Annotated in this window: 22 protein-coding genes and 2 pseudogenes; 8 read left to right on the forward strand and 16 right to left on the reverse strand. The window is 67.1% G+C overall.

All coding sequences use genetic code 11. From position 1 onward, the window contains the following. Nucleotides 1-119 precede the first annotated feature (119 nt). The 9 genes from EFAMC2_RS04730 to EFAMC2_RS04770 form a co-directional block, all read right to left on the reverse strand. Nucleotides 120-383, reverse strand: coding sequence for a hypothetical protein (locus tag EFAMC2_RS04730; RefSeq protein ID WP_187325151.1), 264 nt, complete (start codon nt 381-383; stop codon nt 120-122). A 179-nt stretch (nt 384-562) separates the two neighbouring features. After that, a complete protein-coding gene (locus EFAMC2_RS04735; RefSeq protein ID WP_154027618.1) occupies nt 563-1,960 on the reverse strand; it encodes a 3-dehydroquinate synthase in 1,398 nt (465 codons plus the stop codon). Beyond that, nucleotides 1,957-2,508: a shikimate kinase gene (locus tag EFAMC2_RS04740; protein WP_154027620.1), complete on the reverse strand. Its 552-nt coding sequence runs from the start codon at nt 2,506-2,508 to the stop codon at nt 1,957-1,959. Before EFAMC2_RS04740 ends, EFAMC2_RS04735 begins: the two co-directional genes overlap by 4 nt. A gap of 568 nt (nt 2,509-3,076) precedes the next feature. Then, entirely contained in the window at nt 3,077-3,526 is a 450-nt protein-coding gene (locus EFAMC2_RS04745) for a prepilin peptidase (protein ID WP_154027622.1), read from the reverse strand. Then, the gene (locus EFAMC2_RS04750) at nt 3,523-4,008 is read right to left on the reverse strand and encodes a YqeG family HAD IIIA-type phosphatase (protein WP_154027624.1); all 486 of its coding nucleotides are present in this window, start codon (nt 4,006-4,008) and stop codon (nt 3,523-3,525) included. Before EFAMC2_RS04750 ends, EFAMC2_RS04745 begins: the two co-directional genes overlap by 4 nt. Nucleotide 4,009: 1 nt before the next feature. Continuing rightward, the gene (gene mltG / locus EFAMC2_RS04755; protein WP_154027626.1) at nt 4,010-5,314 is read right to left on the reverse strand and encodes an endolytic transglycosylase MltG; all 1,305 of its coding nucleotides are present in this window, start codon (nt 5,312-5,314) and stop codon (nt 4,010-4,012) included. A 2-nt stretch (nt 5,315-5,316) separates the two neighbouring features. Further along, entirely contained in the window at nt 5,317-5,751 is a 435-nt protein-coding gene (gene ruvX / locus EFAMC2_RS04760) for a Holliday junction resolvase RuvX (protein ID WP_154027628.1), read from the reverse strand. A gap of 9 nt (nt 5,752-5,760) precedes the next feature. Then, complete coding sequence (gene alaS / locus EFAMC2_RS04765; RefSeq protein ID WP_261980088.1) at nt 5,761-8,418, reverse strand: alanine--tRNA ligase; 2,658 nt, start codon at nt 8,416-8,418, stop codon at nt 5,761-5,763. 226 nt (nt 8,419-8,644) lie between these two features. Further along, nucleotides 8,645-9,679 carry a threonine ammonia-lyase gene (locus tag EFAMC2_RS04770; protein WP_154027630.1) on the reverse strand — a complete coding sequence of 345 codons (1,035 nt, stop codon included), beginning with the start codon at nt 9,677-9,679 and terminating at the stop codon, nt 8,645-8,647. Between the two features lie 66 nt (nt 9,680-9,745). Between EFAMC2_RS04770 and EFAMC2_RS10445 the strand changes: the two genes are divergently transcribed. From EFAMC2_RS10445 to ilvC, 4 genes and pseudogenes are all read left to right on the forward strand, one after another. Continuing rightward, the gene (locus EFAMC2_RS10445; RefSeq protein ID WP_315985353.1) at nt 9,746-9,874 is read left to right on the forward strand and encodes a hypothetical protein; all 129 of its coding nucleotides are present in this window, start codon (nt 9,746-9,748) and stop codon (nt 9,872-9,874) included. Continuing rightward, on the forward strand, nt 9,871-11,571 hold the full coding sequence (ilvB, locus tag EFAMC2_RS04780) for a biosynthetic-type acetolactate synthase large subunit (protein WP_154027632.1): 1,701 nt from the start codon (nt 9,871-9,873) through the stop codon (nt 11,569-11,571). Before EFAMC2_RS10445 ends, ilvB begins: the two co-directional genes overlap by 4 nt. A 1-nt stretch (nt 11,572) precedes the next feature. After that, nucleotides 11,573-12,055, forward strand: a complete 483-nt coding sequence (ilvN, locus tag EFAMC2_RS04785; RefSeq protein ID WP_154027672.1) for an acetolactate synthase small subunit — start codon at nt 11,573-11,575, stop codon at nt 12,053-12,055. Nucleotides 12,056-12,217: 162 nt separating this feature from the next. Next, nucleotides 12,218-13,212: pseudogene (gene ilvC / locus EFAMC2_RS04790) on the forward strand (ketol-acid reductoisomerase). Nucleotides 13,213-13,519: 307 nt separating this feature from the next. Here ilvC and EFAMC2_RS10315 read toward each other — a convergent pair. After that, nucleotides 13,520-13,621, reverse strand: a pseudogene (locus EFAMC2_RS10315) (RNA polymerase sigma factor SigF); the annotation flags it as partial. Between the two features lie 272 nt (nt 13,622-13,893). Here EFAMC2_RS10315 and panB point away from each other — a divergent pair. The 4 genes from panB to panD all read left to right on the forward strand — a co-directional run bounded on the left by panB (nt 13,894) and on the right by panD (nt 17,006). After that, a complete protein-coding gene (gene panB, locus EFAMC2_RS04800) occupies nt 13,894-14,736 on the forward strand; it encodes a 3-methyl-2-oxobutanoate hydroxymethyltransferase (RefSeq protein ID WP_154027634.1) in 843 nt (280 codons plus the stop codon). Nucleotides 14,737-14,738: 2 nt separating this feature from the next. After that, a complete protein-coding gene (gene panC, locus EFAMC2_RS04805) occupies nt 14,739-15,593 on the forward strand; it encodes a pantoate--beta-alanine ligase (protein ID WP_154027636.1) in 855 nt (284 codons plus the stop codon). A 1-nt stretch (nt 15,594) separates the two neighbouring features. Beyond that, nucleotides 15,595-16,536, forward strand: a complete 942-nt coding sequence (locus EFAMC2_RS04810; protein WP_187325153.1) for a Rossmann-like and DUF2520 domain-containing protein — start codon at nt 15,595-15,597, stop codon at nt 16,534-16,536. A gap of 80 nt (nt 16,537-16,616) precedes the next feature. After that, the gene (gene panD, locus EFAMC2_RS04815) at nt 16,617-17,006 is read left to right on the forward strand and encodes an aspartate 1-decarboxylase (RefSeq protein WP_154027640.1); all 390 of its coding nucleotides are present in this window, start codon (nt 16,617-16,619) and stop codon (nt 17,004-17,006) included. 88 nt (nt 17,007-17,094) lie between these two features. Here panD and EFAMC2_RS04820 read toward each other — a convergent pair whose 3' ends face one another. From EFAMC2_RS04820 to EFAMC2_RS04845, 6 genes are all read right to left on the reverse strand, one after another. Next, on the reverse strand, nt 17,095-18,414 hold the full coding sequence (locus tag EFAMC2_RS04820) for an AI-2E family transporter (RefSeq protein ID WP_154027642.1): 1,320 nt from the start codon (nt 18,412-18,414) through the stop codon (nt 17,095-17,097). Continuing rightward, nucleotides 18,411-19,163, reverse strand: coding sequence for a SigB/SigF/SigG family RNA polymerase sigma factor (locus EFAMC2_RS04825; protein ID WP_154027674.1), 753 nt, complete (start codon nt 19,161-19,163; stop codon nt 18,411-18,413). Before EFAMC2_RS04825 ends, EFAMC2_RS04820 begins: the two co-directional genes overlap by 4 nt. Before the next feature lie 235 nt (nt 19,164-19,398). After that, nucleotides 19,399-19,710, reverse strand: a complete 312-nt coding sequence (locus EFAMC2_RS04830) for an ATP-binding protein (RefSeq protein WP_261980090.1) — start codon at nt 19,708-19,710, stop codon at nt 19,399-19,401. An 85-nt stretch (nt 19,711-19,795) separates the two neighbouring features. Next, a complete protein-coding gene (locus tag EFAMC2_RS04835) occupies nt 19,796-20,416 on the reverse strand; it encodes a hypothetical protein (protein ID WP_154027646.1) in 621 nt (206 codons plus the stop codon). Between the two features lie 102 nt (nt 20,417-20,518). Further along, on the reverse strand, nt 20,519-21,976 hold the full coding sequence (locus EFAMC2_RS04840; RefSeq protein WP_154027648.1) for a replication-associated recombination protein A: 1,458 nt from the start codon (nt 21,974-21,976) through the stop codon (nt 20,519-20,521). Between the two features lie 146 nt (nt 21,977-22,122). Next, complete coding sequence (locus EFAMC2_RS04845) at nt 22,123-23,355, reverse strand: deoxyguanosinetriphosphate triphosphohydrolase family protein (RefSeq protein WP_154027650.1); 1,233 nt, start codon at nt 23,353-23,355, stop codon at nt 22,123-22,125. Between the last annotated feature and the right edge of the window lie 26 nt (nt 23,356-23,381).

Here is a 23,381-nt window from a genome sequence, read left to right on the forward strand (position 1 = left end):
AGTCGTAGGCGGCGGCATGGTCCGAGGCAGCGTCGCCCGCTGCGGCGTCTACGGAAGCGGCATCGCCAGCCGTGAGCTCAGAGACGGCCGAGATGCCAAAGCCGGTCGCTACGCCAGTCTTATTCTGCGAAGCCCCCCCCCGAAGTTATTTGCGTCAGGGAAGCATCGGCGGGCGTGGCGTCACCGTTGAGGGCGGCCACGAGATTTCTGACCGAAAGGGCGCGGTCCAGCGTATCGGCATATGCGACAGTCGCCGCCGGAGAGGCGTCGAACAACATAACCGCCGCGAGGGCTATGGCAATAATTCGCTTTAACCGAGTCACTATTAGTCCTTGAATCATGCTGAAGGCCAAAATATTTGTTAATTTAATATCAAGGGCCACAGCTTTTCAAGATAAATGTGGCTCTTCGGTTGTTTGCGTGGGCCGAGATCAAGCAAATACGCTGATGGCCTGGGGCTAATCGCATAGATTGATACACATTAAGAGAGACGGCCCTGCGAGGGGCCGTCTCCGCATGGGGCACGCTGGGATCGAACCGCTAAATACGACCTGTGACTTCGCTACCGAGCCTCGCGCTCCAGTCGGCGCTTGAGCTTGCGGCGGGCGCGGCACCAGCCGGTGAGATGCTGGAGCAGCATCTCGTCATCCACCGCCGTCAGACGCACGCGCCCGTAGCCAAGCGGAAGCGCCGGCATGAGGCGATTGGAGTGACGCAGACCCGTGCACGTAAAGGCCTCGACCAGCTTCTGGGGCGCAATGTCACAGGGCACCTCGGCAAGGCCGAGCTTGTCGAGCAGGGCATCTTGCGCAAAGACGAGTTCCACAAGATCCGTCTCGGGCGCCTGGTGCGCGGCCGCGAGGCGCGCAGAGATACGAAGGCCCTCCGCAAGCAGAGCCGCGTCCGTGGGGGCGCAGGGATCGCCGGAAGGCAGGCACGCCCTAAGCGCCCGGGCAAAGTCCCGCCCGTAGGCAAGACCCTGGCGAATGGCCACGGCGGAGGACGACGCGGTGCGCGCGCGAGCCTTCGTGAGCTCGAGGAGCTCCTCGGTGAGACCATCTACCTCACCCGAAAGCACGGCGTCCGCGTGCAGGGCAAGCTCGGAGAAGCTACGCTCACCCGCCGTCACCGCACCGGCCACCATAACCGCGCGTCCCATCAGATTGCCCTCATTGGATGCGGAGAGATTGGCGGCCGCAAGATCGCAGACGAGCAGGCGCACGTTGCCGCGGGCGAGCACGAGGGCGGGTCCGTTCGGGACGTCGAGGGCGCGCGGGGTGACCGGGATGTCCACCATGCCGTCAAGCGTGGTGGGAACGGCTGCAAGCGCGCAGCCGCCGCACCAGGTAGAGGCCGCGAATACGCAGGCAGAAATCACATTCGCGTCGCCCACGGCAACCATGGCGTCATCGGCGTTAATGCCCGCCGCGTCAAGCTCGCGATAAAGCCCGGTTGCGACCTCGAGGGGACGAGCCGCCCTGCCGGACGGCAACATAGTATGCGTTACGGCAAAGCCCACATCTACGAGCGAGCGGCGAACGCTCTCGACAAGCTCGGCGGAGACGTCCTCTCCCGAGACGAGCAGCGCAGCTCGGGGCTTGCCCACCGTTCCGCGAAGGTCCGTGCCAATGCGCTCGGCCGCCCCCACGCCCACCCGCATGTCGCACGCGCCGGTGCGCAGCGCCAGGGACTGCCTGCGAATCACCGGCGCCTCGACCTCTGCCTTGGCAGAAATAGGGGCCGGCTTCGCAGCGAGGCCATCAGAGGCCGGATCTGCCACCTCAGGCTTGGCATTGGCAGAGCCGGGCTCAGCAGCCTCGTCCCTGGCATCGTCGGCGGCAGATTCGGCCACCGCAGGCTTGGGCGCCACGGGAGCGGCAGCGGACTCAGGGGCCTCGGAAACCGTCGCAGCCCCAATGGCCTGCGAAGCATCCTCGACCGTCTTGTTCTCCTCGCTCACAGCAGTCCCCTCTCCCAAAGCAGCTCGCCCACCTCATAGGCCACCTGCTCGAATGATTTTCCAGAGATTTTCACGCGATAGTCGCACGCCTTCTCATAGAGAGGCCGGCGATGCGCATAGAGGGCACGCGCATGCTCGCGATCTCCCAGGTCCGGCCGCTTGTCAGGGCGGCGAATCTGGCGCAGCGAGTCCTCGAGCGTGCCATCGAGGAAGACCACGTGACCCATCTCGCGCATGATTCGCATGTTCTCGGGACGCTCGATGACACCACCCCCGCAGCTCACGAGCATGCCACGCCGTTCGCGCAGGCTCTCGAGAGCGCGTGTCTCGGCGTCGCGAAACGCCTCCTCGCCCTTGGTGGCAAAGATGCGCGTCACAGTTGCGTGCAGCTCGCGCTCCACCATGTGGTCGACGTCAATAAACCGCCGGTGGAACATGTTGCCGAGGTTTCTGGCCACCGTGGTTTTGCCAGCACCAAGGAACCCGATGAAGAAGACGTGGTCGCAACCACGATGGGCAGCCTTGTTGCGAGCCGGACCCCTGCGCATGCCCGGCTTCGGACGAGGTTCAGCGGGCTTATGCTCGGCCTGGCCCTTGTTCCTGTGCCCGTTGGCGCCCTTCCGCCGACGCTCGTCCTGGCGCCTGCGGCTGCTCTCGCCCTGGCTCCTCCGGCCGCCTTCTTCCTGGCGTCCGCACTCATCCCGGCGGTCCCGACGTACCCGTCCGCCTTCGTCCTGGCGCTGACGATCGCGCTCGCCCTGAGGTTTACGAGGCTGCGTTTCAGGCGTCTGCGACGCATGTGCGCGCGTGCCAGACTTGGACGGGGCCTGCGCGCCGAGCGGGCCGGAAGCAGCTGCGGGCTGCGCGCCACGCTTGCCCCGCGAACGCCTCCTGGAACCACCGTGCCTTGCCATCGCGCATCTCCCCCACAGACTCGAAAACAAACGAGAGAGATTCTAGCAACAAGGAGCCGCTAGGCACTCATGACAACGACTTCGCGAAGGCTCCCGAGGTTCCCCATGCCACCTCAAACGAGGTCAGCCCATGGCGGTGTGGCCGCGCTTCCCAGCCGAGTGCGGACCCATGCCCGCACAAGCGCCCCTCGGCTAGCGCCGCCTATATCAGCGCAGCCGCGCCCACCACGAAGAACGCCACCGTAAGCCAGGGCGCCATGGGAAAGGTCCTCCTGCGCCGTGCAATCGCACACGCGGCGCCCGCAAGACAGGCGACCACGAGGCCATAGAAGACAAGCGGCCCGAGCATGCAGGCCCAGGCGGCGACGTACTTGACGTCCCCCAGGCCCACGAAGGCTCGGCCGGCAACCCGGCGCGCAATCAGCTCCGCGGAGCCACCCAACACCGCAACGCCCGCGGCCGTCACCAGGCAGAGCGCCGGCGGCGGCACGCTCCCGGCAAAAACCTCCCAGAACGCACGGGCCACCTGCAGCACGAGACCGCAGGTGGCTACAAGCACACAACACAAGTTGGGAATCACACGCCGGCGCACGTCCGTCACAGACGCCCACGCGCCAAGGGCAACAAGGCACACGCCCAACGCGGCGATCACTTTCTGCCTGCGATGAGTCGCTCAAACACGCGGAAGATGTGCGTGTACCACAGGTCGGTTGTGCTCTGGGGGTCCACAAGGATCGTGCGGACGCCCGCGAGGTTGCCCGCCACGACGTCAGTGAAGACCTGGTCGCCGATAAGCACGGCCTCCGCAGGCTTGGCCCCCACGAGTCCCAGGGCCCGTCGCACCGCAAACGGCGCCGGCTTCATCGCGTGATGCACCACCCGCACACCAAGCTCTGCCGCACTCGCCTCCACCTCGTTCGTGTGGAAGTTGTTCGAGACCATGCACAGCTTGATGCCAGCACCTCGAGCCTCGTCCAGCCAGGCCGTCACCTCGGGCGGAGCCGCCTTCGTGTCCCGTGGGACCACCGTGTTGTCTCGGTCGAACAGGACGCAGGAGATCCCCGCGTCCTGGAGCTCTCGTACGCTCACGTCCGTGATGGCGCGCTCGGCGCGCGTGGGCTTGAGGACAGGCATGCTACCCCTGGGTCTTGGCGGCCTCGATGGCCTGGAGGTGCTCGTCATACGTGGGCGAGAACCACTCGTCGGTCTGGGTGATGTAGAAGTACAGGTAGTTGGTGTCTGCCGGCGCCATCGCGGCCTGGATGGACTCCATGGAGGGCGAGCAGATGGGCGTGGGCGTGAGGCCCTGGTTGAGGTAGGTGTTGTACGGGCTCGCGGTCTTGAGGTCGTCGGCCGTGACCTCCCCGCCCGTCACGTACATCATCGTGGCATCGCTCTGCAGCGCCATCCCCTGCTTGAGACGGTTGTAGAAGGTCGAGGAGACCTTGGGACGCTGGTCGGACGTAATGGCTTCGCGCTCCACAATCGACGCGAGCTTGAGGATGTCGTAGTCGCTCATGTCGATGCCGTAACGGTTCTTGATGGTGGCCTCTGCGGAGGAGAAGTCGAGCGAGGCCACGTCCTTGTTGTACTGGTCGAGCATGGCGCGGATCACGGTGTCTGCCGTGAGGTCCCCGGCACTCGAGAAGTCATAGGTCTTGGGACAGAGGAAGCCCTCGAGCGAGTCGTCCTGCGCGTCTGCCAAGAACGGGTAGTCCGCGGCGTAGTTGGACGCCTTCGCCTGGGCGAGGAAGTCGTCGGAGGAGATGCCGAGCCCGCTCTGGACCGCCGCCGCCGTTTGGGTGACGCTGAGGCCCTCGGGAATCGTCACCGTCTTGGCCGTGGAGTTGGGACCCTTCGTGAGCTGGGAGATGATGTCATCCAGACCCTGGCCCACCGTAAAGACGTACGCACCGCTCTTGATGGCGGAGTCTGCCTTCTGCCTCCGCGCCTCGGTCACGAACTCGTCCGAGTCGGCCACCACGCCGCTGTCCTTGAGGGCGTTGCCAACCGCGATGGCACCGGAGCCCTCGGGGATGACGACCTCGACGCGCTCGCCCTGGTTGGGCAGCTCGGTCTGCGCGGCATCCCCGCCAAAGAACGTGGGGATGATGAAGACGAAAACCAGCGCCAGCACCACGAGGATGGCAACAACGCCACCCAGAATGGGGCCGAGGTGGTTGGAGTGACCGCCGCGGGCGCGGTGGGCTCGCTGGGCGCGGGTGTGCGGCGTCGCGAGCTTGGTCATGCCCGTGGCGCCAGGACTCACGGCACGCCTGGATGCCGCCGGGCGCCTGCCGTGGGAGACGGAGGCCGCCGGGCGGCGAGGCGTGGCCACCGGACGAGCACGATGTGCGGAGGCCTGGCTGCGATTGCTGGCTGTACGACCGCTACCTGCGGCGAAATGGGAACCCTGGCGGCGCCTCGGTGTCTCTGCCATCGCTACCCCCTTGCCGCGTCGTCTTGGGAGCGACGCGCGTCGAGCCACGCCTGCAGAAAGAGCGAGGCGGCAACCATATCAACCTTGCCGCGCATGTCGCGCTCGCGCAGGCCCTCTTCCCTGAGAATACGCTTCGCCTCCGCCGAGGAAAGCCGCTCGTCGGCAAACTCCAGCGGAAGGTCGCAGGCGTCGGCTATCTGCTTGGCCTGAGCCATGAGGCGCTCCGCCTGCGGGCCGTCCTCGCCTGAAAGGGTCTGGGGACGGCCGCAGACGAGCACGCCGGGCTCGTAGTCCTCGAGGATGCGTCGGAAGGTCTTTGCGTGGCCGAGCACCTCGGCCGCCGGCAGTACCTTCACCGGGCTTGCGATGCGCCCGGAGGCGTCGCTCGCCGCGATGCCCACGCGCACCTCGCCTATGTCCAGAGCCAGGGCCCTCACGCGTGGCGCCTAGGAGAGCAGCTCGCGGGCGGCAGCCAGCGCGGCGTCGATGCCCGCGGCATCCTTGCCGCCGGCCTGGGCCATGTTCGGGCGTCCGCCGCCCTTGCCGCCCACGTGACCGGCCGCGGCGCGCACCACGTCGCCCGCCTTGAAGCCGGCGGAGACGGCCTCCTCTGTGGCGGCCGCGAGCAGCGCGACCTTGCCCTCGGGCGTGGCGGTGGCCAGCACGCAGGCAACCGGGCCGGCGACCTTGTCGCGAATGGTGTCCCAAACGCTGCGGAGGTCTGCGGCCTCCATGCCGTCCAGGCGCGCCACGACGGCCTTGTAGCCAGAGAGCTCGAGCGCGGAGTCGATAGCCTCGGACACGCCGCCGGCGGCACCGCCGGTGAGGGCGCACTTGAGCTTCTGCTCGGCGTCACGCAGGTTGCCCTTGAGGTCCTCGATGCGGCTCACGGCATCCTCGGGACGGCACTTGAGCTCGGCAGACACTGCGTCGAGGGCATCGTTGCGCTCGTCGAGCCAGGAGAGGGCGCCCAGGCTCGTGACGGCCTCGATGCGGCGGACGTTGGAGCCCGTGGAGGACTCGGAGACGATCTTGAAGAGGCCCAGCTCGGCGGTGTTGCGGGCATGCGTGCCGCCGCAGAGCTCGCGGCTGAAGGGCTTGTCCTCAGTGCCGGCGGAGACCACGCGCACCACGTCGCCATACTTCTCGCCAAAGAGCGCCACGGCGCCGGAGGCCTTGGCCTCCTCGATGCCCATGACGGCCGTGACGACCGGCTTGGTGGCGAAGATCTCGACGTTCACGAGGTCCTCGACCTCGTGCAACTGCTCGGCCGTGCAGGCCTCGAAGTGCGTGAAGTCAAAGCGCAGACGCTCGTCGTCCACGAGCGAGCCGGCCTGGGAGACGTGGTCGCCCAGGACCTGCTTGAGCGCGGCGTCCAGCAGGTGCGTGGCCGTGTGGTTGCGGCGGATGAGCTCGCGACGGTGCGCGTCGATGGCGGCGACGAGCGTGTCGCCCACCGCGAGCGCGCCCTCGACGACCTTCGCCGTGTGGGCGTAGAGGCCGTTGTGGGCCTTGGTGTCTGTCACCTCGACGGAGACGCCCTCGCCCTCGAGCGTGCCGGTGTCGCCCACCTGCCCGCCCATCTCGGCATAGAACGGCGTGCGGTCGAGCACGACCTCGACCTCGTCGCCCGCCTCGGCGCACTCGACGGAGGCGCCGTCCTTCACGAGGGCGAGCACGTGGACGCCCTCGAGCTCGTTGTGGTCATAGCCGTCGAACTCCGTGGCGGGAAGCTCGTCGGAGAGAGCCACCCATACGTCGTTGAAGCTGCCCCAGGCGTCGCCCTCGGCGGCCGCGCGGGCGCGGGCCTTCTGCTCGTCCATGCAGCGCTGGAACTCGTCCATGTCCACGTCGTGGCCGGCGGCGGAGGCAATCTCCACCGTAAGGTCGATGGGGAAGCCGTAGGTGTCGTGCAGGGTGAAGGCGCGCTCGCCGGAGAGCGTGGCACCCTCGGCAAGCTCGGCCAGGGCCTCGTCCAGGTAGGCGCGACCGGTCTCGAGGGTGGCGCCGAAGCGCTCCTCCTCGGCGTTTACGATGCCCTTGACGAGTGCCACCTTCTCGAGGAGCTCGGGGTAGGCGTCGCCCATGAGGCGGTTGACCTCATCGATGAACTGCTCGAGGAAGGCACCCTCGATGCCCAGCAGGCGGCCGTGGAAGACGGCGCGGCGCAGCAGGCGGCGCAGCACGTATCCGCGGCCCTCGTTGCCGGGCAGGACGCCGTCGGCGATGAGGAAGTCCACGGCGCGGGCGGCGTCGGCAATGATGCGCAGGCTCACGCTGGGGCCCTCGTAGCTGGTGCGGCCGTAGGTCTTGCCGCAGATCTTCTCCCCCAGGGCGATGAGGCCCTGCATGAGGTCACCATCGTAGTTAGAGCTGGCGTGCTGCATGATGGCAGCCATGCGCTCCAGGCCCATGCCCGTATCGAGGTTGCGGTGGGGCAGCTCGGGCATCGAGCCGTCCTCCTGGCGATCGTACTGGGTGAACACAAGGTTCCAGAACTCGAGGTAGCGGTCGCAGTCGCAGCCGGGCGCGCAGTCAGGCGAGCCGCAGCCAAACTCCTCGCCCTGGTCGTAGTAGATCTCGGAGCAGGGACCGCAGGGGCCGGTGGGGCCGGCGGCCCAGAAGTTGTCGTCCTCGCCGAGGCGGGAGATGTGGTCTGCCGCCACGCCCAGGGAGCGCCAGACGTCGAAGGTCTCGTCGTCGTCCGTGAAGACGGTGAAGTAAAGGCGGTCAACCGGCAGCTTGAAGACCTTGGTGATGAGCTCGAAGGCCCAGGCGCAGGCCTGCTGCTTGGAGACGCCGCCAAAGGAGAAGTCGCCGAGCATCTCAAAGAAGGAAAGGTGACGGCCATCGGAGCCGATGACGTCGATGTCGTTGGTGCGCACGCACTTCTGGCAGGAGCAGGCGCCGATCTCCTTCATCGTCTTCTTGCCCTGGTAATACTCCTTGAACTGGTTCATGCCGGCGTTGGCAAGCAGCAGCGAGGGATCATCGGGCACGAGCGAGGAGCTGGGGTAGAGCTTCAGCCCGCGCTCCTCGAAGAAGCCGAGGAACGCCGAGCGAATCTCGGCGGTGGTCATGGTTGGAAAGTCTGCGGCGCTCATAGGTCTCCCCTGCGGCTCGGTTCATCCCCCGGCGGCGCGGCCGCGCGGGAGCTACGTTCTGTTCAAACCGAATCAGTGTACTACGGCACCGCGGCGGGGCAAAAAGCAGGCGCCCGCCCACACGCGAACTCCGCGCCTGTGGACGGGCGTCCGGCGTCACCAGACGGCGCACGGCGCATCGCGAGCGGCATGCCACGTCGCAAGCAACACGCCGACCGCGCGGCTGCTACAGCGACGTCTGGACCACCGAGGGGCCAAAGCCGGCGGCCTCGAGCGCGGCGATGATCTGGGCCTTGTGCTCCTCGCCGTAGGCTTCGATGGTGGTAGGCAGCTCCACGGCGGCGTTGCGGTTGGTGCTCACGAACTGGTTGTGCTCGAGCTTGATCACGTTGCCGCTCTGCTCGGCGATAATGCTCGCCACCTTCACGAGCATGCCCGGACGGTCCGGCAGGAGCACGCTCACCGTGAAGATGCGACCGCGGCGGATGAGGCCGTGCTGCACCACCGAGCTCATCGTGATGACGTCCATGTTGCCGCCGGAGAGGATCGACACCACGCGCTTGTTCTCCGCCGGCAGGTGCTTGAGCGCGGCCACCGTGAGCAGGCCGGAGTTCTCGACGATCATCTTGTGGTTCTCGACCATGTCGAGGAAGGCCACCACGAGCTCCGCGTCATCCACGAGGATGACGTCGTCGAGGCTCTGCTCGAGGTACGGGTAGACCCTGTCGCCCACCTCGAGGACGGCCGTGCCATCGGCAATGGTGTTTGCCGAGGGCAGGCGCACGGGATGGCCCGCGTCGAGCGCGGCCGTGAGGCTGGGGGCGCCCGACGGCTCCACGCCGATGACCTTGACCTTGGGGTTGTACTGCTTCACGAAGGTCGAGACGCCCGTGGCGAGACCGCCGCCGCCCACAGGCACGAGGATGACGTCCACGAGCGGCAGCTCCTGGACGATCTCCATGGCGATGGTGCCCTGGCCCGTGGCAACAACGGGGTCGTTGAAGGGATGCACGAAGGTGAGGCCGCGCCCCTCGGCAAGCTGGAGGGCGTAGTCGCAGGCCTCGTCGTAGACGTCACCCTTGAGGACGACCTCGGCGCCGTAGGCCTTCGTGCGCTCCACCTTGTTCTCCGGCTTGAGCCAGACGCGGTTGCCGCAGGCGGCGGAGAAGCTGGGGCTCTCGATGAGCTTGGTGTCCTGGGTGACCTCGCGGACCTTCTCGGAGGCCTCCTCAAAGGCCTCAAGCGTGAGCATGTCTGCCATGGCGGCTCCTATCATGCGGGCGGGTTTCACGCGAATTGGTTCGAGGCCGGCTCGCTCACGCTCGAGGTGTCCGACGACGAGCTCGCCCGGCGCCGCGCTGCCTGGCAGCCGCCCGCACCCAAGTACACCCACGGCGTGCCCTCGCGCTACGCGAAGCTCGTCACGTCCGCAGACAAGGGGGCTTACCTCTCATGATGACGCTCGAGGAACGGCTCGACCGCAAGCGCTGCGCAATCGAGGGCCATCCCTTTGGCCTCGGCAGCAACACGGAGCACGAGGGAAAGACCATGACCGGCGCCCAGGCCATCATCGCGAGCCTGGAGGCCGAGGGCGTGGACACGATCTTTGGCTACCCCGGCGGCCAGGCCATCAAGATCTACGACGTGCCCTATGACTCCAAGAAAATCCATCACGTGCTCGCCCGTCACGAGCAGGGCGCGGCGCACATGGCCGACGGCTACACCCGCGCCACGGGCAAAGTGGGCGTAGTGCTCGTCACGAGCGACCCCGGCGCCACCAACACCGTCACCGGCATCGCCACCGCCTTCATGGACTCCGTGCCCATGGTGGTCATCACGGGCCAGGTCACGCGCGGCGTCATCGGCACGGACGCCTTCCAGGAGGCCGACATCGTGGGCATCACGATGCCGGTGGTGAAGCACAGCTTCCTGCTGCAGTCCACCGACGACCTCACCCGCACCTTCCGCGAGGCCTTCTACATCGCCAGCACCGGCCGTCCCGGCCCCGTCCTCATCGACATCCCAAGCGACCTCTCGGGCTCCGAGATGGTGTTCCACTATCCCGACACGGTGACCATCCCCAGCTATCGCCCCACCTACAAGGGCAACGCCAAGCAGGTGCGCCAGGCCGTGAAGCTTATCGAGGCCGCCAAGCGCCCGCTCATCTACGCCGGCGGCGGCATCGTGGCGAGCCACGCCTGCGTGGAGCTCACCGACCTCGCCGAGCGCATGCAGATTCCCGTGGTGACCTCCCTTATGGGCAAGGGCGCCATGCGCTGCTCCAATCCGCTCAACCTGGGGCCCGTGGGCATGCACGGCTCCAAGTACGCCAACATGGCCGTCATGGAGTGCGACCTGCTCATCGCCGTGGGTGCGCGCTTCTCAGACCGCGTGACCGGCAAGGTCTCCGAGTTTGCCCCAAACGCCAAGGTCATCCACATCGACATCGACCCAGCCGAGATCGGCAAGGTCATCGACCCGGCCGCCCCCATCGTGGGCGACGCCCGCGTGGTGTTGGGCGCCATCAACGAGCGCCTCGAGAAGATCGACGCGCACGCGGCGTGCGGGGACTGGACCCGCGAGGTGTTCGAGTGGCGCGAGCGCTGGCCCTTCTACACCGAGGACTTCGCCGACTACCCGGACAAGATCGCGCCCGAGGTGGTGCTCTCCAAGCTCTCCGAGAAGCTCGACCCCGAGGCGAGTGTCGTCACCACCGAGGTGGGCCAGCACCAGATGTGGGCTCATCAGAACATCCACCGCGAGCACGCCCGCACCTTCATCTCCAGCGGTGGCCTGGGCACGATGGGCTTCGGCTTCCCCGCGGCCATCGGCGCCAAGGTGGGCTGCCCGGAGGACCAGGTGGTCTGCGTGGCGGGTGACGGCTCCTTCCAGATGAACTCCCAGGAGATGGCCACCGCCGCCATCCAGGGCGTGGCCGTGAAGGTCCTCATCCTGGACAACCGCGCCCTGGGCATGGTGCACCAGTGGCAGCGGCTCTTCTACCACGAGCGCTACGCCTTCACCGAGCTCGCCGCCAACCCGGACTTCGTGAAGCTCGGCGGCGTCCGCGTCTCCGAGAAGGGCTTCGGCGAGGGTGCGCTGCACGCCAAGGCCAATGCGTCGGGCACCCACGTACGCAAGGGAGGTGAGTAGGATGCGCCACATCCTCTCCGTTCTCGTCGAGAACAAGAGCGGCGTGCTCTCGCGCGTCACCGGTATGATCAGCCGCCGCGGATTCAACATCGAGTCGCTCACGGTGGCACCCACGGAAGACGAGGGCCTCTCGCGCATGACCGTCATCGTCGAGGCTGACAAGATGGGCTTTGAGCAGATCACCAAGCAGCTCCACAAGATCGTGAGCGTCTACAAGGTGAGCGACTTCACCGACACAGATACCGTGGAGCGCGAGCTCGTCCTGTTCAAGGTGATGGTCTCCCCCGAGCGCAGGCACGAGGTCATCGAGATCACCAACGTGTTCCGCGCCAACATCGTGGACGTGGGCAAGAGCACCCTCACCATCGAGGCCACGGGCTCCACGAGCAAGCTCGACGCCCTCGAGGACCTCTTCCGCGGCTACGGCATCCGCCAGCTCACCCGCACCGGCAAGATTGCCATGAGCCGCGGCGGGCACGACTAGCGCCGTCCGGCGCGTCCGGCTTGATGTCGGCCTCGCCGCCCCGGAGCGCTCGCCGAAACCACCCGCCATCCGGAGGTTAAGAACAGGCACCACCCGCCACTCGGCGGTTTTCATAGCAGTCAAGGGGACACGATGCCCCGATCGACACGAAGGAGCACACGAATGGCCGTCACGATCTACTACGAGAACGACTGCAAGCCCGAGGTCATCCAGGGCAAGAAGGTCGCCATCATCGGCTATGGCTCGCAGGGCCACGCCCACGCGCTCAACCTCATGGACTCCGGCGTCGACGTGCGCGTTGGCCTGCGCGAGGGTTCCGCCTCCGCCGAGAAGGCGCGCGAGGCCGGCCTCAAGGTCGTCGACATGGACACGGCTGCCGAGGAGGCCGACGTCATCATGATCCTGACGCCGGACGAGACCCAGCCCAAGGTCTACGCCGAGCACATCGAAAAGCACCTCAAGCCGGGGGACACCCTCGCCTTCGCCCACGGCTTCAACATCCACTTCGGCTATAGCAAGCCGCCCGCGGACGTCAATGTCATCATGGTTGCCCCCAAGGGCCCGGGCCACATCGTGCGCCGCCAGTACACCGAGGGCTCCGGCGTGCCCGACCTGGTCTGCGTGCAGCAGGATGCCACGGGCGACGCCTGGGACATCGCGATGAGCTACGCCTGGGGTCTCGGCGGCGCGCGCTCCGGCCTCATCAAGTCCACGTTCAAGGATGAGACCGAGGAGGACCTCTTCGGCGAGCAGGCCGTGCTCTGCGGCGGCCTCGTTGAGATGATCAAGGCGGGCTTCGAGACCCTCACCGAGGCCGGCTACCCCGAGGAGCTGGCCTACTTCGAGGTCTACCACGAGATGAAGATGATCGTGGACCTCATGTACGAGAGCGGCATCCACTTCATGAACTACTCCATCTCCAATACGGCCGAGTACGGCGAGTACTACGCCGGCCCCAAGGTCATCAACGAGGAATCCCGCAAGGCCATGAAGGAGATCCTGCGCCGCATTCAGGACGGCTCCTTCGCCCAGGAGTTCGTTGACGACTGCAACAACGGCCACAGTGGCTGCTCGAGCAGCGCGAGGCCATCAACGAGCACCCGATCGAGAAGACCGGCGAGCGCGTCCGCTCCATGTTCTCCTGGATCAAGAAGTAGCATCGCCCCCGTGCCGTCGACCTGGGCCGACGGCACGCCCCATGCGCTCAGGTGCCACGCGCGCCCAGGCGGTCTGCGCTCAAGCTCCCAGGCGCCACAAAGGTTCAGGCGCAACATGTGCACAGGCGCTCAGGCACCGCAAGGCAGCAGGCCCGCATCCCTCGCAGGATGCGGGCCTTCTTTTGCATGTGCCTATGCTTGGGGCGGAGCCACAGACCCACATGACTCGCCAATTCGCGCGGGCAATAGCCTCGACCCAATAGTCCGAGAACACGGGACGGGCCACCTGCTCGCAACATGGCCCGCGCTAGGGCTTGGACATCACGACGTCGGGGTCGATCTTGTCCTGGACCTTGCGCAGCGTGCGTCGCAGCAAACGCGAGACCTGCACCTGGGAGACGCCAAGGCGGCATGTCCGGGCACGCTCCTGCACAATCTTCGAAATTGTAGCGCTCGCCCATGCCGCGCCCGGCGGGAAGACGTCGGTCACCCAAATTGATGGACGGATGCTGGCATCATTTGCGGGCCACCGCGCGCCACGCCTGGCCGGGCCGCACCCGGGGTTCGGGCCCCGATGTGGAGCCGGCGTTTTCTCGTGGCGCGGGCGGCTGCCGCGCGTACAATGATGCCGCATTTCCCAGAACCGACCCGTAATGAGACGGGCGGGATGAAAGGACGCATATGGCACGCAATACGGTGCTCTCACTGGCCAAGAAGGTCGGCGAGGGCCACAGGGTGACCATGGTCACCAGCTACGACTACACCATGGCGACCTTGGTGGAGGAGTCGGGCATCGACATGATCCTCGTGGGCGACTCGCTGGGTATGACCATGCTCGGCTACGAGGACACCATCCCGGTGACCCTTGACGACATGGTCCACCACACCCGCGCGGTGACGCGGGCGACCCACGACACCTTCGTCGTGGGAGACCTCCCGTTCGGAACGTACCAGGGCTCGCCCGAGCAGGCCCTCTCAAGCGCCACCCGCCTCATGAAGGAGGGCTGCTGCCAGGCGGTGAAGCTCGAGGGCGGCACCCGCGTCGAGGCGCAGATCCGTGCCATCGTGAACGCCGGCATCCCCGTCGTGGGTCACATCGGCATGACCCCGCAGTCCTCCAACGCCTTCGGCGGCTTCAAGGTTCAGGGCAAGACCGTCGAGGCGGCCCGTCGCCTCGTCGACGACGCGCTCGCCGTCGAGCGCGCGGGCGCCTTCGCCGTCGTGCTCGAGTGCGTGCCAAGCGAGCTCGCCGCCTATGTGACCGAGCGCCTCACCTCCTGCTTCACGATTGGCATCGGCGCCGGCGCCGACTGCGACGGCCAGGTCCTCGTGTGCCAGGACCTCCTCGGCATGACCACCGGCGGCTTCAAGCCCAGGTTCGTTCGCAACTTCGCCCAGGTGGGACAGGTCATCCGCGACGCCTATCACGACTATGCGGCCGCGGTCGAGGACGGGAGCTTCCCCGCGGCGGAAAACGGGTTCAAGATCGACGCGTCCGTCATGGACGAGATCAGGGAGGTCTAGCCATGCAGACGGCAACGACGAAGGCCGAGGTTCGCGCCCAGGTCAAGGCGTGGAGGCGCGAGGGCCTCACGGTGGGGCTCGTCCCCACGATGGGATACCTGCACGAGGGGCACAAGAGCCTCATCGTCCGCGCGGCGTCCGAGAACGACCGCGTGGTGGTGTCGGACTTCGTGAACCCCACGCAGTTCGGCGCGGGCGAGGACCTCGAGAGCTACCCGCGCGACTTCGGGCGTGACTGCGCCCTGTGTGAGGAGGCGGGCGCGGCGCTCGTGTTCCACCCGGACCCCTCCGAGATGTACGCGCCGAACGCCTGCACCTACGTGAACATGGACGCCCTTACCCACGAGCTCTGCGGCCTCTCGCGCCCCATCCACTTCCGCGGCGTCTGCACCGTGGTCTCCAAGCTCTTCAACATCGTCAAGCCCGACCGCGCCTACTTTGGCCAGAAGGACGCCCAGCAGCTCTCCGTCATCCGTCGCATGGTGCGCGACCTCGACTTTGACGTGAAGGTCGTGGGCTGCCCCATCGTGCGCGAGGCCGACGGGCTGGCCAAGAGCTCGCGTAACACCTACCTCTCCGCCGAGGAGCGCACCGCGGCCCTGTGCCTGTCGCGCGCCATCTTCGCCGGCCAGAGGATGGTGGAGGAGGGCGAGCGCGAGGCCGAGCCCGTGCTCGCGCGCATGCGCGAGATCATCGAGGCAGAGCCGCTGGCCCGCATCGACTACGTGAAGATGGTCGACCTCGACGACATCGTGCAGGTCAAGCGCATCGAGGGGCGCCCCGTGCTCTGTGCCATCGCCGTCTACGTGGGCAAGACCCGCCTCATCGACAACTTCATCTTCGACCCTGCGGCCTAGCGTGGGCGAGACGCGACAGGACGCGCGCCCGCTCAGGCTCGCCTTCGTCGGCGCCGGCAAGGTGGGCTGCTCTCTCGCCCGCTTCCTTGCCGACGCTCGCGCCGGGGACGCGGCCTCGGCAGAGGAGGGCCAGCCCACGGGCGCCCCCGACCCTGCCCCCTGCGAGGTGGTCGGCTTCTTCAGCAGGACGCCCGAACACGCGCTCGAGGCGGCCGAGTTCGCGGGCGGCGTGGCGTTTGACTCCGCCGCCGACGCGGCATGTGCCGCGGACGTCCTCGTCGTCACCACCCCCGACGCACAGATCGCCCCGGCCTGGGAGCAAGTCGCCGACGCGGCGCGGGCAGGCAAGCTCTCGCTTGCAGGCAAGGTCGTGGCGCACTGCTCCGGGGCGCTTCCCGCGAACGTGCTCACGGGGGCGCACGAGCTAGGGGCACGGGCCTGCTCGGTCCATCCGCTCTATGCCGTGAGCTCGCGCTTCGGATGCTGGCAGGAGCTCGCCCACGCCTGGTTCTCGGTCGAGGGCGACGAGAGGGCCTGCGCCCTCATGGAGCGCCTCCTGGCCGCGCGGGGCGCCAGGTGCGGACGCGTGCGCTCGGAGGAGAAGGCACGCTACCACGCGGCTGCGGTCATGGCCTCGAACCTCGTGGCGGGCCTCTACGCGCGCGCCGCGGCGGAGCTCGAGCGCGCCGGCTGGCCCACCGGCCAGGCCGAGGTCGCGCTCGCCCCGCTCTTCGAGGGCAACGCGCGCCACGTCGCTCGAGACGGCGTCGCCCGCGCGCTCACCGGACCCGCCGCCCGCGGCGACAAGGCCACCATCGCTAGGCACCTCGACGTGCTCGAGGGAAGCGACCGCGAGATCTATCGCCTGCTCACCGATGCGGTGAGGCAGGTGGCACGGCGAGGCCGCGACCAGGCGGACCCGTCTGGACGCAAAGACGGCTGAGGGGCCACATCCGAGCGGCCCGCACATATGCCGCCGGCGGGCAACCGCAGGCGGCCCACACACGACAAGGAGTCGAAGCCATGCTTCTCACGATGCTCAAGGGCAAGATCCACCGCGCCACGGTCACCCAGGCCGAGGTCGACTACGTGGGCTCGATCACCATCGACCAGACCCTCATGGATGCCGCAGGCATCCATGAGTACGAGCGCGTCCAGGTAGCCGACGTCGAGCGCGGCACCCGCCTGGAGACCTACGTGATCTCGGGCGAGGCCGACAGCGGCATCATCTGCCTGAACGGCGCCGCCGCACACCTCGTGGACGTGGGCGACAAGGTCATCATCATGTGCTATGCCCAGATGGACGAGGTGGAGGCACGCTCCTCCAAGCCGCGCGTGGTATTCGTGGACGGCGAGAACTGCATCGCCAGGATCAGCCGCTACGAGCGCCACGGCAGACTCGAAGACCTGTAGGGCGCCCGCGGGGCCCTCAAGGACCTGTCGGGCGTTCGGACCCCTCCGGAGATCCCCTCTCCCGAGACTCGCAAGGCACCCGCACCGCCTATTTGTCCCGTCTGTGGCCCAGTCGCTCCCGCACGCGCCTGGCAAGCGGCTCGTGCCGGGACTCGGCCTTGACGTCCGGCGCCACATCACGCATCTCGTCTACCGCGATGAGACGTGTGCTCGCCGGGAACCGCTCGTCGTCGACCGCGTCGACGGAGGGCACTGGTGTGCCATCGGCGTGGTGGTAGGGCGTGCCCCGAAAGAACGCCCCGTCGAAGCTCACGAGCTGGCGGCCGGTACGGGTCTCGAAGTAGTAGATGAACACGCCCTTGACGGCCGCCGTGAGTGGGATGGCGAACGCCATGCCCAGGGCACCGCCCAGGCTCGCGCCCACCGTGATGCCGATGAGGCTCATGGCAGGGTGGATGCGCACGGCCGAGCGCATGACGAGTGGGCTCACGAGGTTGTCGGTCACGTTCTGGGCCACGACGCAGAGCACGAGCGTCCAGAGCGCCATGACCGGGCTCGTGAACAGCGCGATGAACGTGGCGAGCGCCGCCGAGCACATGGGCCCCACGACGGGAATGAAGTGCAGGATGGACGTGAGGATGGCCATGAGGCCCGCGTAGGGGTGGCTCACCACCGTGAGGCACACGAAGATGAGCACGCCGTTCACCACCGAGGTAACCACCACGCCGCTCATGTAGCCGCCCATCGAGCGGCTGAGCACCGTGAGCAGAAGCGCGAGGTCGTCGGCGTGGCGCGGGCCCACGATGACGCCGAGCTCGCGGAAGATGACCGGGTAGTCCTTGGCGAACCAGTAGGCCATGACGAGGCCGAGGAAGAACATCACGACGCCGTTGGCGAAGCCCATGATGTTGGGGATGATGCCGCCGGAGAGCAGGGAGGCAAGGTCTCCCGCCATGCGGCTGCCTACGCTGGAGAGTCCCTCGACGAAGCCCTGCGCAGAGGTCTGGAGCTGCGACGAGCCACCGCCGCCGTAGGAGTCAGCGAGCCCCTTCACCATGGGCTGGAGCTGTCCCAGGTAGCCGGGGATACGGCCCAGCAGCTGCACGAGCTGGTCGAAGAAAAACGGGAGCAGCCACAGAAGGACGCCCGCCCCCACCGCCACCATAACGGCGAGCGAGACGAGCGCCCCGAGCGCCCGTCCCACGCCGAGGCGCTCGAGGCGGTTGGTGATGGCGCTCATGATGAAGCCCACGATGGCGCCGACGAGCACGCTCTCGAGCGCGGCGCCCACCATGCCGAGCGCGCGCACGCAGATCACAAAGACGGCCACGCAGCCCACGACAGCCCAGGCGCGGACGGCCACCAGGCGCGCCCGCTCGTAGTCGTGCCTGCCCGCCTGCCCGCTCATGACATGAGCCCCTCGGGGTCGATCTTGTCCTGGACCTTGCGCAGCGTGCGTCGCAGCAAACGCGAGACCTGCACCTGGGAGACGCCAAGGCGCTTGGCGATCTCCGCCTGCGTGAGGCCGTCGTGAAAGCGCATCTTGAGCACCTCGCGCTCGCGCGGGGAGAACTCGTGGAGGGCGTCCGCGATGACCATACGCGTGTCGGAAGCGGCAAGGTCCTCGTCCACGCTCGCATAGTGGTCGATGACCGCAGGCGCGTCGTCCTCGTCCGAGCCGCCTGCCTCCAGCGGCACCGAGCTGTAGGCGCTGGAAGACTCGATGGCCTCGAGCACCTCGTCTACCGAGACGTTCAGGCGCTCGGCCACCTCCTCGGTGGAGGGCGAGCGCTGCAGGTCCTTGGTGAGCTGGTCCGTAGCCTGGTTCACCTTGGCGGAGAGCTCCTGCAGGCGCCTCGGCACGCGCACGCTCCAGCCCTTGTCGCGGAAGTGGCGCTTGATCTCGCCGAGGATGGTGGGCGTGGCGTACGTGGTGAACTCGAGGCCGCGCTCGGGGTCGAAGCGGTCGATGGCCTTTATGAGGCCGATGGTGCCCACCTGGATAAGGTCGTCGAGGGGCTCTCCCCTGTTCTTGAACTTGCTCGCGAGGAAGCGAACGAGGTTGAGGTGGCTCATGATGAGCTCGTCGCGCGCGGTCTCGTCACCCGCACGGTACTTGGCAAAGAGGTCGCGCGTGCGTGCCTTGTCCCACGCCAGGCGGCCCTTGGGCGGCGCGGGTGCCTCCTTGAACTTGGCCTGGGCGGCATGGCGCGCCGCGGCACGGGCGCGCGCGGCGGCGTCCTTGTCGCCAGCGCTGGCACCCTCATGCGAAGCTGCGCCGCCCTCCGCGGGAGCCTGCTGTCCGGCGCGAGGGGCCACAGCGTCTCCCTCCAGGGGAGCGTCGGCCAAAACACCGGGTGCGACGGCACCCTTCTCGTTGGCGTCTATGCGATCACTGGGCATCGATGACATCCGTACTCTTTCTGAGTCTGAGTGTGCCGGCCTTGCGGTCCATCACGCACTCATCGCAAACCGCGGTGAGGATGAGCTCAGCATAGGCCGAGGTCTGGTCGTCTTCGGGCAGCTCTGCCTCGCCAAGCGAGAACTCCATCGCAAGAGTGCCCTCTACGCCGGAGAACGTGACGTCGCAGATCTGGGGCTTCGTGGCGCAGCACCACACGAAGCCCTCCTCGGCGGCCATGCGGGCGTCTTCGACGGCCTCAAGCGAGAGGCCGGCGAGAACGGCGAGGTTTGCCGCCAACATGCGAACCGGCCTGGCATAGGAGGGTTCGGCAGGCACTGACAAGCGAACGACCTTGGAATCTGTAGCTTCTTGCATGTTGTAACCTCTATTCGTTCGCACTGTCGGCAACACCATCGGCGGCAGCATCCGCAGAGGGAACGGCCCCACCCTCGGCATCCACCGGATAGGTGAAGTACCCGGCGTCGCCGGAGACCCGCTCAACGGGTTGCTCGGAAGCCTCGGGCCTAGCCTGAGCCGTGGCACCCGCGGCCTCAAGGCGCCCGTGCTTTGCCACGTCCCCGAGCTTGGCCTGCGACTTGGCGCCCCCGGCAACCTTGCCGGCGACGCGGCCCACGGCCCCAGCCACACCGGAGGCCACCGCGTCGACGGCGCCGGTCACGGCGTTGGACGCACGGGCGCCCGTGTCGGTGACGGTGCCCACGTCGGAGAGGATGCTCTCGATGCGGACGAGGTCCACGTTCACGAGGTCCACCGAGGTGGCGGCCTTCTCGAGGATGGGCTCGATGCGCTTGGAGGCAGGAACGAGCTCGTCGGCGGCTCCGTCGAGCTTGGTGATGACGGGGCGGAGCTCGTCGAGCGTGCCGTTTACGGACTCGGTAAGCTCGCCCACGCTCTTGCGCGTGCGCCGCAGCACCAAGGCAAGTTCGACCACGGCCCAAACGCCAACCACAACCAGCACGATGAGGGCAATCGTCAGCGGTTCCATCAACTTCCTCCAAAGCACTCAGACTAAGGCCGGCCGCAGCATTTTGGGGCCGGCTATCTTGCACGTGTGCACACCATTCTACCCGCCCGGGCACAAATCGGCCTACGCGCCTGCCGAGCGCCCGCGACCCTGTCGGTCCCGCTGGCAGGTCTCCACGCGCCAGGCTTCCCAGCCGCGCGTGGGCTTCCAGAAGGCCCCGCGCTCAAGGCCCTCTGGCAGGTAGCGCTGCTCCACCCAGCCCTCCGGATAGTCGTGTGGGTAGAGGTAGGGACCATAGGAGTCAGAGCCCGGACGATGGCGGTCGCGCAGGTAGTTGGGCACCTCGCGGCGCGGCCCGTGGCGCACCTCGGCAAGCGCCGCGTCGATGGAGGACTCGGCAGAGTTCGACTTGGGAGCCAGCGCCAGGTACTCGGCAGCCTGCGCGAGGTTGATGCGGCACTCGGGGTAGCCGATGACCTCGGCCGCCTTGAACGCCGCCTCGGCCACAAGGATGGCCTGCGGGTCTGCGTTGCCAATGTCCTCGGAGGCGCAGATGAGGATGCGCCGGGCGATGAACTTGGGGTCCTCGCCGGCATCGATCATGCGCGCGAGCCAGTAGACCGCGGCGTCTGGGTCACTGCCGCGCATCGACTTGATGAAGGCCGAGATGATGTCGTAGTGCATGTCGCCAGACTTGTCATACGGGAGCCCGCGGCGGGGATTGGCCTCCAGCACGTGCTCGCGCGTGATGACGAGGCGCGCGGGACCCGCCGTGCGGGCGCGGGGCCCCGCAGTCTCAGAGACGTCGGCGCCGGCTCCAGGCACCTCCCCGCCACCGGAAGCGATGACGTCACGCGAGCCGCCGTCTGCCACGAGCTCCGCCGCATCGGAGGCACCTTTGGCCGGCAGCGCCATCTGGCTCGCAAGCTCCAGAGAGGTGAGCGCCGCGCGTGCGTCTCCCCCTGCCAGCTGCACAATCTCGGCCAATGCGTCATCCTCCAGCGCAAACGCGCCGGCAAGCCCGTGCTCGCTCGTCACCGCACGGCGAACGAGCTCGGCGATGGCCCCATCATCGAGCGGCTGGAGCTCCACCACGCGGCTGCGGCTGATGAGCGCCGAGTTCACCTCGAAGTAGGGGTTCTCGGTAGTAGCGCCGATGAGGATGACGATGCGGTCCTCAACTGCGTGAAGCAGGGCGTCCTGTTGGGAGCGGCTGAAGCGGTGGATCTCGTCAACGAACAGGATTGTGCGCACGCCACGCGTCATGAGGCGGCTCTCTGCCGCGTCGATCTCGCGGCGGAGGTCCTTGACCGTGCCCGTGATGGCGCTGACCTCCACGAACTCCGCGTGCGTGGTGTTGGCGATGATGCGGGCAAGGGTGGTCTTGCCCGTGCCGGCGGGCCCGTAGAGAATCACGCTCGAGAGCACGTCGTGCTCAATGGCGCGACGCAGCCACGAGCCGGGCCCCACGGCCTGCCCCTGGCCCACGTACTCGGCAAGCGTCTGGGGGCGCATGCGCACGGCGAGCGGGGCATTCATGTTGCGCTTGTAGCGCTCGACTTCAGAGAAGAGAGTATCCATAGCGAGCAATCATCCGAACTTCTAGCAATACAACGAAATGTCACCGTGGAAATACCCTCTCCACCGATTACAAATCTCCTGTCCCTCCGTTATCGAACTATTGTACGACATTTTGGATGATGCGTACGGGGCGAGGGCATCGGGCATCAGCGGAAGTAGCCCCGGCGCCGAAACACCCTCTCGGACTCTGGGAACAGCCACTCGCACAGGGCCACGAAGTAGTCGTCCGTCATCGAGGAGATGTAATCCACCACCGTGAGGTCTGGACTCGACTCCCAGTCGTAGGTCTTACCGTAGTAGCCCAGCGCGCGCTCGATGTCGAAGATGTGGTGACGGAAGATGGGACTCGTCTCGTCCCCCGTCTCAAGGTCCGCAAGCATGCGCTCATACACGCGGGCGAAGAGCTCGGCCACCTCGTTCGCAAGCTCGCCGGTCATCTCGCTCGCGTTGTAGATCTTCTCGTAATTCTCGCGCTTGGCGCGGCGCATCTCGGCAAACGCCGCCTCACTCATCTCGATGTGGTCATGGCCGAAGCTGTGCTCCACCACGTCTGAGATGAACGCCCCCAGCGCCCAGGAGTTGTAGGCACCACCGAGGCCGTCGTCGAATGCGTCGGGCGTCACGAGCCCGGCGGCGATGGCATCCTGGCGGTCCTTGCCGACGTAGGCGATGATGTCGCTCACGCGCACGACGCACCCCTCGAGCGTCATGGGGCGAAGGCGCCCGATTGCGCCCTCCCCCGTCTCCCAGCAGCCCGACACCACGCGGTCGAAGGTGTCGAAGCTGTTGAGCCCGCTCGTCTCGAAGACCTGACGCTCGCACTCTCCGTTGTGGCAGATGACGCCATCGAGGGTCTGAAGGGTGAGGTTGCGCCCATAGAGCGCATCCAGCACGCGTACGCTCTGGACGTTGTGGAAGAACCAACGCCCCGTGCGCGCGTGGTACACGTCATTCAGGAAGTGCTCGCCGGCATGGCCAAAGGGCGTGTGACCGATATCATGGCCAAGGGCAATGGCCTCGATGAGGTCAAGGTTGAGACCAAGCGACAGGCCGATGTCGCGCGCGACGCGGCTCACGAGCTGCACGTGCAGGCCGCGGCGCGAGATGTCGTCGTTGGCACGAAGGGAGAAGACCTGTGTCTTGCCGGCCAGGCGGTTGTAGGCCGGCAGGTGGATGATCTTCTCCGAGTCACGCACGAACGCCGGGCGCTCCGCGGTATCGCGGTCGCGCTCGGCGTCCAGACGGCGAATGGCCCCTGCGTTGGCGGTGGCATAGGGACTGAGGTGCCCGTTGGCCCGCTGCTCCAGCACGGCCCTCGCCACCTCGGGCGACAGCCCCTCGCCAAGCTCGGGCGCACAACGATTGATGCGGTCAGACATGAGCCCTCCTCCGTTGGGCGGACCCA

Origin of the sequence: Olsenella uli, from assembly GCF_901212655.1 — a bacterium.
Taxonomy (GTDB): Bacteria; Actinomycetota; Coriobacteriia; order Coriobacteriales; family Atopobiaceae; genus Parolsenella; species Parolsenella uli_A.